Origin of the sequence: Klebsiella sp. HMSC25G12, from assembly GCF_001807705.1 — a bacterium.
Taxonomy (GTDB): Bacteria; Pseudomonadota; Gammaproteobacteria; order Enterobacterales; family Enterobacteriaceae; genus Klebsiella; species Klebsiella variicola.
The window spans coordinates 1-13,742 of the sequence record NZ_KV789843.1; the positions used below are offsets into that span (position 1 = coordinate 1).

At 59.5% G+C, this 13,742-nt stretch carries 10 protein-coding genes; 6 read left to right on the forward strand and 4 right to left on the reverse strand.

What is annotated here, in order from left to right:
* Positions 1-240: 240 nt before the first annotated feature.
* Both iolB and HMPREF3096_RS06875 read right to left on the reverse strand, forming a co-directional pair.
* Positions 241-1,050 (reverse strand): 5-deoxy-glucuronate isomerase, encoded by an 810-nt coding sequence (gene iolB / locus HMPREF3096_RS06870; protein ID WP_032731816.1) that lies wholly within the window; start codon positions 1,048-1,050, stop codon positions 241-243.
* A gap of 18 nt (positions 1,051-1,068) precedes the next feature.
* Positions 1,069-2,574, reverse strand: coding sequence for a CoA-acylating methylmalonate-semialdehyde dehydrogenase (locus HMPREF3096_RS06875; protein ID WP_004146794.1), 1,506 nt, complete (start codon positions 2,572-2,574; stop codon positions 1,069-1,071).
* A gap of 351 nt (positions 2,575-2,925) precedes the next feature.
* Between HMPREF3096_RS06875 and HMPREF3096_RS06880 the strand changes: the two genes are divergently transcribed.
* Positions 2,926-3,747 carry a TIM barrel protein gene (locus tag HMPREF3096_RS06880; protein ID WP_032731813.1) on the forward strand — a complete coding sequence of 274 codons (822 nt, stop codon included), beginning with the start codon at positions 2,926-2,928 and terminating at the stop codon, positions 3,745-3,747.
* Positions 3,748-3,845: 98 nt separating this feature from the next.
* Positions 3,846-5,348, forward strand: coding sequence for a helicase HerA-like C-terminal domain-containing protein (locus HMPREF3096_RS06885; protein ID WP_032731812.1), 1,503 nt, complete (start codon positions 3,846-3,848; stop codon positions 5,346-5,348).
* Positions 5,349-5,399: 51 nt separating this feature from the next.
* On the opposite strand, the gene lptG is transcribed toward HMPREF3096_RS06885, so the two are convergent.
* Positions 5,400-6,482 (reverse strand): LPS export ABC transporter permease LptG, encoded by a 1,083-nt coding sequence (lptG, locus tag HMPREF3096_RS06890; RefSeq protein WP_008807120.1) that lies wholly within the window; start codon positions 6,480-6,482, stop codon positions 5,400-5,402.
* Complete coding sequence (gene lptF / locus HMPREF3096_RS06895) at positions 6,482-7,579, reverse strand: LPS export ABC transporter permease LptF (protein ID WP_012969078.1); 1,098 nt, start codon at positions 7,577-7,579, stop codon at positions 6,482-6,484. Before lptF ends, lptG begins: the two co-directional genes overlap by 1 nt.
* A 389-nt stretch (positions 7,580-7,968) precedes the next feature.
* On the opposite strand from lptF, the gene pepA reads away from it, so the two are divergent.
* The 4 genes from pepA to HMPREF3096_RS06915 all read left to right on the forward strand — a co-directional run bounded on the left by pepA (position 7,969) and on the right by HMPREF3096_RS06915 (position 13,525).
* On the forward strand, positions 7,969-9,480 hold the full coding sequence (gene pepA, locus HMPREF3096_RS06900) for a leucyl aminopeptidase (RefSeq protein ID WP_008807121.1): 1,512 nt from the start codon (positions 7,969-7,971) through the stop codon (positions 9,478-9,480).
* A gap of 121 nt (positions 9,481-9,601) precedes the next feature.
* Positions 9,602-10,045 (forward strand): DNA polymerase III subunit chi, encoded by a 444-nt coding sequence (gene holC, locus HMPREF3096_RS06905; protein ID WP_008807122.1) that lies wholly within the window; start codon positions 9,602-9,604, stop codon positions 10,043-10,045.
* Positions 10,045-12,900 (forward strand): valine--tRNA ligase, encoded by a 2,856-nt coding sequence (locus HMPREF3096_RS06910; protein ID WP_032731810.1) that lies wholly within the window; start codon positions 10,045-10,047, stop codon positions 12,898-12,900. Before holC ends, HMPREF3096_RS06910 begins: the two co-directional genes overlap by 1 nt.
* Positions 12,901-13,021: 121 nt before the next feature.
* Entirely contained in the window at positions 13,022-13,525 is a 504-nt protein-coding gene (locus tag HMPREF3096_RS06915; RefSeq protein ID WP_008807124.1) for a GNAT family N-acetyltransferase, read from the forward strand.
* The last annotated feature ends 217 nt before the right edge of the window (positions 13,526-13,742 follow it).

The window sequence follows — 13,742 nt, forward strand, 5'->3', positions numbered from 1 at the left end:
GAGGCCGTCAGCACCGGCAGTTTCAGCAAGAATGGTGAATAAATTAACGGCAGGTCGCACGAACCGTAGGCCGGATAAGCGTAGCGCCATCCGGCACAAAGGCGGGTATGGCGCCGGAGCTTGCGGGGTCGGGGAGTGGGATTCCGCGGAGCGTTTCGCTAAAAAACACCTGCCGCCCTCAAACAAGAAGGCCGGTTAGCATCGCTATCCGGCCTTTTGTATCCGCTTCTGCACGGCGCGTCAGTCGCGGCGCGGGTACTCCGGCGTGTTGATCCAGGCGTGGTCATCTTCCCAGGTGAACAACCATTTCCGATCCGGCCCGGCCATCACGTTCAGATAGTAGCTGTCGTAACCGGCAATCGCCGCCACCGGATGGTAACCGCGCGGCACCATCACCACATCGTGGTTGTAGGGCGCCATACAGGCGTCCAGGCTACGGTCGTCGGTGTAGACCCGCTGGAAGGCAAAGCCCTGCGGCGGATCGAAGCGGTGATAGTAAGTCTCTTCCAGCTGCGTCTCTTTGCCCGGTAGGGCGGTATCATGCTTATGCGATGGCCACGAACTGGTGGCCCCCTCGTCGGTGTACACTTCCACCACCAGCAGGCAGTCCGCCTCGGCGCTGTCCGGCAGAATATTATGCACCCGGCGCTGGTTGCGCCCTTTCCCGCGGTGCTCTACGCCGACGTCTTCCGGCCGAATGAGGCGTGCCGGGAAGCGGCCTTTGCCCGGCGCGCTGCATACCGCCAGCTCCAGATCGGAATCGGCGGTTACCTCGACTTTATCCTGTGGCGGCACGTAGACCGACCACGGCGGAGTACGTTCAAACGGCGACATCCGTTTACCGAGATTCGGGAAATCGGCATGCTGCGTTTTCACCGACGCCAGCCCGGCGACCAGCACCAGGCACAGCTCGCGATCGCCGCTCTCCAGCGTCACGGTCTGCCCTTTTTTCAACATCCAGACATCAAAGCCGATATAGCGCCAACCGGCGCTTTGCGGCGTAATATGCTGGATCTGTCCCTCTTTTCGCGATTTAGCCAGTAACGACATGGCGCTCTCCTTCGCCGATTAACCTAATGTCGGCATGCTGAATTCAGATACGGTCTGCTGCCCTGCCGGCCAGCGTACGGTGGCGGTCTTCATGCGCGTGTAGAAGCGCACGCCGTCCGGCCCGTGGACGTTCAACGCGCCAAACACCGAGCGCTTCCAGCCGCCGAAGCTGTGGAACGCCATCGGCACCGGGACCGGCACGTTCACCCCAACCATCCCCGCCTGCACGTCGTGGACAAATTCACGCGCGGTGTGGCCGTTGCTGGTGAAAACGGCGCTGCCGTTGCCAAACTCGTGGCTGTTGACCAGCTCCAGGGCGCTGTCATAGTCCGCCGCGCGCACAATTCCCAGCACCGGGCCAAAGATCTCTTCGCGCCAGATGGTCATCTCCGGGGTGACGTGATCGAACAGGGTGCCGCCGACATAATAGCCCGCGTCGTAACCCGGCACGCGCAGTTTGCGGCCATCGACCACCAGTTTTGCCCCTTCGCTCTCGCCTTTATCAATATAGCCAAGCACTTTTTTCTGGTGGGTATCAGACACCACCGGCCCCATCTCGTTCTCTTCCTGGCCGCGCATGCAGCCCGGCCCCACTTTCAGCGCTTCCACCAGCGGCTTCAGGCGGGCGATCAGTTTGTCGGCAGTTTCATCTCCCACCGCTACCACCACCGGCAGCGCCATGCAGCGCTCGCCTGCGGAGCCAAAAGCGCCGCCCATAATGGCGTTAACGGTGGCGTCGAGATCGGCATCCGGCATCACAATCGCGTGGTTCTTGGCGGCGCCGAAGGCCTGCACGCGCTTGCCGTGGGCGCTGGCGGTCTTGTAGATATACTCCGCCACGCCGGAGGAGCCGACGAAGCTCACCGCCGCAATACGCGGGTCAGTGTACAGCTGCTCAGCATCTTCATTGCTGCAGTGCACGACGTTAAACACGCCGTCCGGCAGACCGGCCTCTTTCAGCAGCTCTGCCAGCCGCACGGCGGCCGTCGGCGCCAGCGCGGGCGGCTTGAGAACGAAGCTGTTGCCGCAGGCCAGCGCCAGCGGGAACATCCACATCGGCACCATCGCCGGGAAGTTAAACGGGGTGATCCCGGCCACCACGCCCAGGGGCTGCATCAGCGAATAGCTGTCGACGCCGGTGCCGACGTCAGAGGAGTATTCGCCTTTAATCAGGTGCGGGATCCCGCAGGCGAATTCGACCACTTCCATGCCGCGGGTCAGCTCGCCCAGCGCATCGGACCACACTTTACCGTGCTCGCTGACGATGATCCCGGCCAGCTCTTCCACGTGCTGCTCCAGCAACATTTTGAAGTTGAACAGCACGCGGGCGCGGCGCAGCGGCGTGGTACGGGACCAGCTGTCAAACGCATCGCGAGCAACCTGAATCGCCTCGGAGACTTCCTGCGCGGTTGACACCGTGACTTCGCGCACCGCTTTGCCCGTCGCCGGGTCGTATACCGGCATCGTTTCGTTGCTGCTGCTAATAACGGTTTTCCCGCCAATAAAGTTTCCTGTGATCGTCATGTTCTCGCCTCATAGTGAAGGGGGCCAGCGCACACCGGCCCGTCGCTGATTCTGCTGTGCTATAACCGTAGTAAAATGAAATTTATATTTCAACATTGTCGTGAAATGAAATTTCATTTTGGTGATAACAGTCGCATTTTGCGCCGACGGATTGCCTGTGTGCTTCCCGCATCCCGCCTCGTCGCCTCAAGACGCCCGGCTTCCTGCTGCTGTCGCTCCCGCAGTCGGGGCCGGTGATATTTTGCGAGACAGCTCAAACATTCATCATTTCCATTCTTGCTAATTTTGGAATAAACGTTTTGACTGTTAGCCAATTGAACGAACCTACCCCTCTTCCGTCAGGAGTGTCCTATGGCCATCGCAATGCAACGTTTTTGTATTAACCGCAAAATCGCGCCAGCGCTCAGCATTGAAGCGTTTTTCCGTCTGGTGAACCGTCTGGGCCTGAATAAGGTTGAGCTACGCAACGATTTACCCAGCGGAAAAGTGACCGACGATCTGAGCCATCAGCAGGTGCGCGAGCTGGCGGCGCGCTACCACATCGAGATCCTGACGATTAACGCAGTCTACCCCTTTAACCGTCGTAGCGAAGAGGTGCGGCAGTTGACCGAATCGCTGCTGAAAGAGGCCCAGGCCATCGGCGCCAAATCGCTGGTACTCTGTCCGCTCAACGACGGCAGCGAAGTGCCGGCCAGCGAAACCCTGAGCGCCCTGCGCGATCTGTCGCCGCTGTTTGCGTTCTATGGCATCCACGGCCTGGTGGAGCCGCTGGGCTTCCCACAAAGCTCGCTGCGCTCTGCGCACCAGGCGCAGACGCTGATCCATGACGCCCGCGTGCCGTTTAAGCTGCTGATCGACACCTTCCATCACCATCTCTACCCCCAGGCGGCGGACGAGTTCAGCCAGGTGGAGGTGGCGGACATCGGTCTGGTGCACCTTTCCGGGGTGGACGATACCCGTCCGCGCGAGCAGCTCACCGATGCCGAGCGCATCATGCTAACCCCGCAGGATCGTCTCGGCACCTGCGAGCAGGTTAAAGCGCTGGAAGCCCGCGGCTATCAAGGGGTATACGCTTTTGAGCCCTTCGCGCCCGAACTGGCGCAGTGGAGCGAAACGGATATCGAGCGCGAAATTGAGCAGAGCATCGCGCTTATCCAGCGCCACTGCGCCTGAAGCCTGCTCTGGACAGCATGCGCGGCACGTGACAATTTCCCCAACGCCGGACGACGAGGTTGCCTATAATCGTCGCAGGATAAATGGAGGAATCGATCATGAGCTCACCCTTGTTGATTGCGCGCACGCTGGATAACGCGCTGTATTTGCTGCCCGCGATGGCCAACCGCCATGGGCTGATCACCGGTGCGACCGGCACCGGTAAAACCGTCACCCTGCAAAAGCTGGCTGAGTCGTTCTCGGAGATTGGCGTGCCGGTATTTATGGCGGACGTCAAGGGCGACCTGACCGGCATTGCCGCCGCGGGGCAGAGCTCAGAGAAACTGCAGGCGCGGCTGGAGAAGATCGGCGTCAGCGACTGGGAGCCGCACGCCAACCCGGTGGTGCTCTGGGATATCTTTGGCGAGAAGGGTCACCCGGTTCGGGCGACGGTCTCCGATCTTGGCCCCCTGCTGCTGGCGCGCCTGCTCAATCTCAACGAGGTGCAGAGCGGCGTGCTGAACATTATTTTTCGCATCGCGGACGACCGCGGCCTGCTGCTGCTCGACTTCAAAGATCTCCGCGCCATCACCCAGTTTATCGGCGACAACGCCAAAGCGTTCCAGAATCAGTACGGCAATATCAGCAGCGCCTCGATCGGCGCCATCCAGCGCGGGCTGTTAACCCTGGAGCAGCAGGGCGCCGAGCACTTCTTCGGCGAGCCGATGCTGGATATTGCCGACTGGATGCGCGTCGATGCCAGTGGTAAAGGGGTGATCAATATCCTCAGCGCCGAAAAACTCTACCAGATGCCGAAGCTCTATGCCGCCAGCCTGCTGTGGATGCTCTCCGAACTCTACGAGCGCCTGCCGGAAGCTGGCGACCTCGAAAAACCGAAGCTGGTGTTCTTCTTCGATGAGGCGCATCTGCTGTTCAACGACGCGCCGCAGGTACTGCTGGATAAAATCGAACAGGTGATCCGCCTCATCCGCTCCAAGGGTGTCGGCGTCTACTTTGTCTCGCAGAACCCGGCGGATATTCCCGACGCCGTGCTCGGCCAGCTGGGCAACCGCGTGCAGCATGCCCTGCGCGCCTTTACGCCGAAGGACCAGAAGGCGGTGAAAACCGCCGCCCAGACCATGCGCGCCAATCCGGCCTTCAGTACCGAACAGGCGATCCAGGAGCTGGGCACCGGCGAGGCGCTGATCTCCTTCCTCGATGAAAAAGGCAGCCCGTCGGTGGTCGAGCGGGCGATGGTTATCGCCCCCTGCTCGCGAATGGGTCCGGTCAGCGATGACGAGCGCAATGGCCTGCTGAATCACTCGCCGCTGTACGGCAAGTATGAGGAGGAGGTGGACCGCGAGTCGGCCTTTGAGATGCTGCAGCAAGGGGTGCAGGTCGCCGCCGGGCAGCAGTCGGCCCCGCCGGCCAAGGGCCAGCAGAGCGGCGATGACGATGGACTGCTCGGCGGCCTGAAAGATATTCTGTTCGGCAGCACCGGCCCGCGCGGCGGCAAACGCGACGGTATCGTGCAGACGGCAGCGAAAAGCGCGGTTCGCCAGGTTACCAATCAGATCGTCCGCGGCATGCTGGGCAGCCTGCTGGGCGGACGCAAGCGCTAAAAAAAAGCCCCCTCATCGTTGAGGGGGCTTATACGTTCCGGGCTTAACCCGCTAGGCCTTGCGCATCATCAGCCAGAGGCTTATCAGGAAGAAGCTGGCGCTCGGCAACAGCGCGCCGATGATCGGCGGGATGCCATAGACCAGGGTCAGCGGGCCGAAAATCTGGTCCAGCACGTAGAAGATAAAGCCGAAGCTAATCCCCGTCACCACCCGCACGCCCATCGGCACGCTACGCAGCGGACCAAAGATAAACGACAGCGCCATCAGCATCATCACCGCCACCGACAGCGGCTGGAATATTTTGCTCCACATATTGAGCTGGTAGCGTCCCGGATCCTGGCCGCTGGACTTCAGGTATTTCACATAGTTGTGCAGACCGCTGATCGACAGCGCATCCGGATCCAGGGCAACCACGCCGAGCTTATCCGGCGTAAGGTTGGTTTTCCAGGTGCCGCTCACCATCTGCGACCCGGTCACCTGCTTTGGATCGGTCAGGTTGGATTCATCCACCTGCGACAGGCGCCACACTTTATTTTCACTATCGAACTTTGCCGAGGCGGCATAGCGCACCGACTCTAAACGACGCTCCGGATTGAAGGCATAGATGCTGACGCCCCCCAGCTCATCGTTGCCTTTCACGCGTTCGATATAGACAAAGTTGTGGCCATCTTTCGCCCACAGCCCTTGCTGAGTCGACAGCAGCGAACCGCCGTACATCTGCTGGGCGCGGTAGTTGCGCGCCATTTGCTCGCCCTGGGGCGCCACCCACTCGCCGATCGCCATGGTCAGCAGCACCAGCGGGATCGCAGTTTTCATTACCGCCAGCGCCACCTGCAGCCGGGTGAAACCGGATGCCTGCATCACCACCAGCTCGCTGCGTTGGGCCAGCATCCCCAGCCCCAGCAACGCGCCAAGCAGCGCCGCCATCGGGAAGAAGATCTGGATGTCCTTCGGCACGCTGAGGATGGTGTAGAGACCAGCGCCCAGCGCATCGTAACTACCCTGCCCGGACTTTTTCAGCTGATCGACAAACTTGATAATGCCGGAGAGCGACACCAGCATGAACAGGGTCATCATGATGGTGTTGAAAATCGTCTTACCGATATAACGGTCAAGTACGCCAAACGCCTGCATCAGGCCGCTCCTTTATTAAAACGGGCGCGGAAGCGGCGCATCGGCACCGTGTCCCACAGGTTTAACAGCACCGCCAGCGCAAAATAGAGCAGGTTAATCGCCCACATCCAGATAGCCGGGTCCATTTTGCCTTTGCCGCCGTTCGACTTAATCGACGTTTGCAGCAGGAAGAACACCAGGTAAAGCAGCATCGCCGGCAGCATCGACAGCACGCGCCCCTGACGCGGGTTCACCACGCTGAGCGGCACCACCATCAGCGCCATAATGAAGACGGTCGCCACCAGCGTGAAGCGCCAGTGCAGTTCGGCACGCGCGCGGTCGGTATGGGTCTGCCACAGAGTGCGCATATCCATCTGTTCGGTGTCGTCCGGATCGGAGGTCACTGCCTGGTGGCCGATAATGGCCTGATAGTTATTGAAGTCGGTAATGCGGAAATCGCGCAGCATCGCGGTGCCTTCAAAGCGGGTGCCCTTGTTGAGGGTCACCACCTGCGAGCCGTCTTTCTGCTGCGACAGCTCGCCGGAATCCGCCACCACCACCGAGGGGCGCGCATTGCCTTTCGGACGCAGTTGGGCAAGGAAGACGTCATGGAAGCGGTTGCCGTTGACGCTCTCGATAAACATCACCGCGTTACCATCGCTGGCCTGCTGGAACTGGCCCTGGGCCAGCGCCGCCATGCCGGGGTTGGCTTTGGCTTCGGCCAGCACTTCGTCCTGATGGCGCGACGACCACGGCCCCGCCCACATGACGTTGACCGCCGCCACCGCGCCGGTGAACAGCGCGAGGATCATCGCCGCCTTGATCAGCACGGCTTTGCTCAGACCGCAAGCGTGCATCACCGTAATTTCACTTTCGGTGTAGAGTTTGCCCAGGGTCATTAGCAGGCCAAGGAACAAACTTAACGGCAGGATAAGCTGCGCCATCTCCGGGATGCCGAGCCCCAACAGCGAGAGCACCAGATTGGTTGGGATATCGCCATCCACCGCGGCGCCGAGGATCCTGACTAATTTCTGACAAAAGAAAATCAGTAACAGGATGAATAGGATCGCCAACTGGCTTTTCAGCGTCTCACGAACCAGATATCTTATGATTATCACTATAAATACGCCCGTAAAAACCCGTTTTATTGCAGGAAAATTGCTTGTTTCATGGCTTAAACGTCATTTATTCTCTTTGGTCGTTGAAAACATCGCTAAGATTAAATGACTCATCGGTTCTGCATGTCAGGATCTTTTCTGACGAACCCAGGCCTTAATAACGTTAAGATTAACACGAAGTCACCGCAACAGCGGACATGAGTTACGAAAGCTTGCAATTATATACTCAATGGATTTCGAGTTGTAAGAAGGCAGCAGGGCTGTGACCCCTGGCGCGCGCGTTAGGCCCGCATCAGGTAAGCAGGCGCAGCCGGCGCATCTGCAACTTGAAAGGCGACGAGTATAGCCGTAGCCACCACTGTTGTCTTTAAGATTCAGGAGCATAGTGCATGGAGTTCAGTGTAAAAAGCGGTAGCCCGGAGAAGCAACGGAGCGCCTGTATCGTGGTCGGCGTCTTTGAACCACGTCGCCTCTCCCCCATCGCCGAACAACTCGATAAAATCAGCGACGGCTACATCAGCGCCCTGCTGCGTCGCGGCGAGCTGGAAGGCAAACCTGGCCAGACGTTATTGCTGCACCATGTGCCAAACATTCTGTCTGAGCGCATTCTGCTGATTGGCTGCGGCAAAGAGCGCGAGCTGGATGAACGTCAGTATAAGCAGGTCATCCAGAAAACCATCAATACCCTGAATGATACCGGTTCAATGGAAGCCGTCTGCTTCCTGACCGAGCTGCACGTCAAGGGCCGCAACAACTACTGGAAAGTTCGCCAGGCCGTTGAAACCGCCAAAGAGACGCTGTACAGCTTCGATCAGTTGAAGACCAACAAAAGCGAGCCGCGTCGCCCGCTGCGTAAAATGGTCTTTAACGTGCCGACCCGTCGCGAGCTGACCAGCGGCGAACGCGCCATTCAGCATGGCCTGGCGATCGCCGCCGGCATCAAAGCGGCGAAAGATCTTGGCAACATGCCGCCGAACATCTGTAACGCCGCCTATCTGGCTTCCCAGGCGCGTCAGCTGGCCGATACCTACAGCAAGAACGTCATTACCCGCGTGATCGGCGAACAGCAGATGCGCGAGCTGGGGATGAACTCCTATCTCGCCGTCGGCAACGGCTCGCAGAACGAGTCGCTGATGTCGGTCATCGAGTATAAAGGCAACCCGTCTGAGGACGCGCGCCCTATCGTGCTGGTCGGTAAAGGCCTGACCTTCGACTCTGGCGGCATCTCCATCAAGCCTGCCGAAGGCATGGACGAGATGAAGTACGACATGTGCGGCGCCGCGGCGGTGTACGGCGTGATGCGGATGGTTGCCGAGCTGCAGCTGCCGCTGAACGTCATCGGCGTGCTGGCGGGCTGTGAAAACATGCCTGGCGGTCGCGCCTATCGTCCGGGTGACGTCCTGACCACCATGTCCGGCCAGACGGTGGAAGTCCTGAACACCGATGCCGAAGGCCGCCTGGTGCTGTGCGACGTCCTGACCTACGTTGAGCGTTTCGAACCGGAAGCGGTTATCGACGTCGCGACGCTGACCGGCGCCTGCGTGATTGCCCTCGGCCATCACATCACCGGCCTGATGTCGAACCATAACCCGCTGGCTCATGAGCTGATCGGCGCCTCCGAACTGGCGGGCGACCGCGCCTGGCGTCTGCCGCTGGCCGACGAGTTCCAGGATCAGCTGGAGTCCAATTTTGCCGATATGGCAAACATCGGCGGTCGTCCTGGCGGCGCAATTACCGCCGGCTGCTTCCTGTCGCGCTTTACCCGTAAGTACAACTGGGCGCACCTCGACATTGCCGGTACCGCCTGGCGTTCCGGTAAGGCCAAAGGCGCTACCGGTCGTCCGGTGGCGCTGCTGTCGCAGTTCCTGCTCAATCGTGCGGGTTTTAACGGCGAAGAGTGATTGCCGTCTGATGCCCGGTGGCGCTACGCTTACCGGGCCTACGGAAAGATGCCGTTTGTAGGCCGGGTAAGCGTAGCGCCACCCGGCTTTGCATTTAAATCCACGACAAGAAGCCCCATATATGAAGAATGCAACGTTCTACCTTCTGGACAACGAAAACACCGTCGAAGGCCTGAGCGCCGTCGAGCAGCTGGTGTGTGACATTGCCGCAGAACGTTGGCGCAACGGCAAGCGCGTCCTGATCGCCTGTGAAGATGAGCAGCAGGCGATTCGCCTCGACGAGGCGCTGTGGTCGCGGCCGCCGGAGAGCTTTGTGCCGCATAATCTGGCGGGCGAAGGCCCGAGAGGCGGTGCGCCAGTGGAGATTGCCTGGCCGCAGAAACGCAACAGCAGCCCGCGGGACATTCTGATCAGTCTGCGGCTTAACTTTGCAGATTTTGCCACCGCTTTCACAGAAGTGATAGACTTTGTCCCTTACGAAGAAAATCTGAAACAACTGGCGCGCGAACGCTATAAAGCGTACCGCATGGCTGGTTTCAACCTGAACACGGCAACCTGGAAATAATGGAAAAGACATACAACCCACAAGATATCGAACAGCCGCTTTACGAGCACTGGGAAAAGCAGGGCTATTTCAAACCGAATGGTGATGAAAGCCAGGAGAGCTTCTGCATCATGATCCCGCCGCCGAACGTCACCGGCAGTTTGCATATGGGTCATGCCTTCCAGCAAACCATCATGGATACCATGATTCGCTACCAGCGCATGCAGGGCAAAAACACCCTGTGGCAGGCCGGTACCGACCACGCGGGTATCGCCACCCAGATGGTGGTTGAGCGTAAGATTGCCGCGGAAGAAGGGAAAACCCGTCACGACTACGGCCGCGATGCCTTCATCGACAAAATCTGGCAGTGGAAAGCAGAATCCGGCGGCACCATTACCCGCCAGATGCGCCGCCTCGGCAACTCCGTGGACTGGGAGCGCGAGCGCTTCACCATGGACGAGGGGCTTTCCAATGCCGTGAAAGAAGTCTTTGTTCGCCTGTACAAAGAAGATCTGATCTACCGCGGTAAACGCCTGGTTAACTGGGACCCGAAACTGCGCACCGCCATTTCCGACCTCGAAGTGGAAAACCGCGAATCGAAAGGTTCCATGTGGCACATCCGCTACCCGCTGGCCGATGGCGCGAAAACCGCTGACGGTAAAGATTACCTGGTGGTCGCCACCACCCGTCCGGAAACCCTGCTGGGCGATACCGGCGTGGCCGTCAACCCGGAAGACCCGCGCTACAAAGACCTGATTGGTAAATTCGTGGTGCTGCCGCTGGTTAACCGCCGCATTCCGATTGTTGGCGACGAACACGCCGATATGGAAAAAGGCACCGGCTGCGTGAAAATCACCCCGGCGCACGACTTTAACGACTACGAAGTTGGCCGCCGTCATCAGCTGCCGATGATTAATATTTTGACCTTTGATGGCGACATCCGCGAAAGCGCGGAAGTCTATGACACCAAAGGCAACGAATCCGACGTTTATTCCAACGAGATCCCGGCGGAGTTCCAGAAACTGGAACGCTTCGCGGCGCGTAAAGCCGTCGTTGCGGCGGTTGACGCCCTCGGCCTGCTGGAAGAGATCAAACCGCACGATCTGACCGTCCCTTACGGCGATCGCGGCGGCGTGGTTATCGAACCGATGCTCACCGACCAGTGGTACGTGCGTGCGGACGTGCTGGCCAAGCCGGCGGTGGAAGCCGTTGAGAATGGCGACATTCAGTTCGTGCCGAAGCAGTACGAAAACATGTACTTCTCCTGGATGCGCGATATTCAGGACTGGTGTATCTCCCGTCAGCTGTGGTGGGGTCACCGCATCCCGGCATGGTATGACAACGACGGCAACGTCTACGTGGGCCGTAGCGAAGACGAAGTGCGTCAGGAAAACAACCTGAGCGCCGACGTTGCCCTGCGTCAGGATGAAGACGTTCTCGATACCTGGTTCTCCTCCGCGCTGTGGACCTTCTCCACCCTCGGCTGGCCGGAAAACACCGACGCCCTGCGTCAGTTCCACCCGACCAGCGTGATGGTGTCCGGCTTCGACATCATCTTCTTCTGGATCGCCCGCATGATCATGATGACCATGCACTTCATCAAAGATGAAAACGGCAAGCCGCAGGTACCGTTTAAGACCGTCTACATGACCGGTCTGATCCGCGATGACGAAGGCCAGAAGATGTCCAAATCCAAGGGTAACGTTATCGACCCGCTGGATATGGTTGACGGCATTACCCTGCCGGAGCTGCTGGAGAAACGTACCGGCAACATGATGCAGCCGCAGCTGGCGGAAAAAATCCGTAAGCGCACCGAGAAACAGTTCCCGAACGGCATCGAGCCGCACGGCACCGACGCCCTGCGCTTCACCCTGGCAGCGCTGGCCTCTACCGGCCGCGACATCAACTGGGATATGAAGCGTCTGGAAGGTTACCGTAACTTCTGTAACAAGCTGTGGAACGCCAGCCGCTTCGTACTGATGAATACCGAAGATCAGGATTGTGGCTTCAACGGCGGCGAAATGGTGCTCTCCCTGGCCGACCGCTGGATCCTCGCGGAATTCAACCACACCGTGAAAGCGTATCGCGAAGCGCTGGATAACTTCCGCTTCGATATCGCCGCCGGCATCCTGTACGAGTTCACCTGGAACCAGTTCTGCGACTGGTACCTGGAGCTGACCAAGCCGGTGATGAACGGTGGCAGCGAAGCGGAGCTGCGCGGGACTCGCCATACGCTGGTGACCGTGCTGGAAGGTCTGCTGCGCCTGGCGCATCCGATCATTCCGTTCATCACCGAGACCATCTGGCAGCGCGTGAAAGCGATCTGCGGTATCACCGCCGACACCATCATGCTGCAGCCGTTCCCGCAGTACGATGCTTCTCAGGTCGATGAAGCGGCGCTGGCCGATACCGAATGGCTGAAACAGGCGATCGTCGCCGTGCGTAACATCCGTGCGGAAATGAACATCGCCCCGGGTAAACCGCTGGAACTGCTGCTGCGCGGCTGCAGCAAAGAGGCCGAGCGTCGTGTGAACGACAACCGCAGCTTCCTGCTGAACCTGGCGCGTCTGGAAAGCATTACCGTGCTGCCTGCCGATGATAAAGGTCCGGTCTCCGTGACCAAGATTATCGACGGCGCCGAGCTGCTGATCCCGATGGCGGGCCTCATCAATAAAGAAGATGAGCTGGCGCGTCTGGCGAAAGAAGTGGCCAAAATCGAAGGTGAAATTGGCCGCATCGAAAGCAAGCTGTCCAACGAAGGTTTTGTCGCCCGCGCGCCAGAAGCGGTGATCGCTAAAGAGCGCGAGAAGCTGGAAGGCTACGCGGAAGCGAAAGCGAAGCTGATTGAGCAGCAGGCGGTGATCGCCGCGCTGTGATCCTCCCGCCCCTTGCCACCCGGCAAGGGGCGTTTTTTTATGAAACATCCTCGCTTGCGCTTTCCCCTGTCGCGATGTTATTAACATCATCATTCGTCTTTTTTGGGTAATGAGTCATTGTATGAATACGAGCGTCCCCGCGGCGACGTTGCTGCGTCGCATTACGGCGGCAGACAATGCCGCCATCGCCAGGGTCATCCGCCAGGTCTCGGCTGAATATGGCCTGACCGCCGATAAAGGCTATACGGTCGCCGACCCGAATCTCGATGAACTGTATGAGCTGTACAGCCAGCCGGGCTCTGCCTATTGGGTGGTGGAGAAAGAGGGCGAAGTGGTTGGCGGCGGTGGCGTCGCGCCGCTCGCCTGCAGCGAGCCGGATATCTGCGAGTTACAGAAAATGTATTTTATGACCAGCGCGCGCGGTCAGGGGCTGGCGAAGAAGCTGGCGCTGCTGGCGCTGGACTACGCCCGCGAGCAGGGCTTTAAACGCTGCTATCTGGAAACTACCGCCTTCCTGACGGAGGCGATCGGCTTATATGAACATCTCGGCTTTGAGCACATTGACGGGCCGCTGGGTTGCACCGGCCACGTTGACTGTGAAGTGCGGATGCTGAAAACGCTGTAGCGCCTCGATATCGCAGGCGTCCCCGGTAGCGCTACGCTTGCCGGGGCTACATTTCGGTAGCCCGGCTAAGGGTAGCGCAAGCCGGGGTATGTCCCGGATGGCACCGCTTGCACCTTACCCGTGCTCGCGGTGCCGTTTTTTTGTCGGGTGGCGGCTAACGCCTTACCCGACCTACGGCCCGTACCATTGCGGGCTGAAGCTCTCAACGCTATCTCTC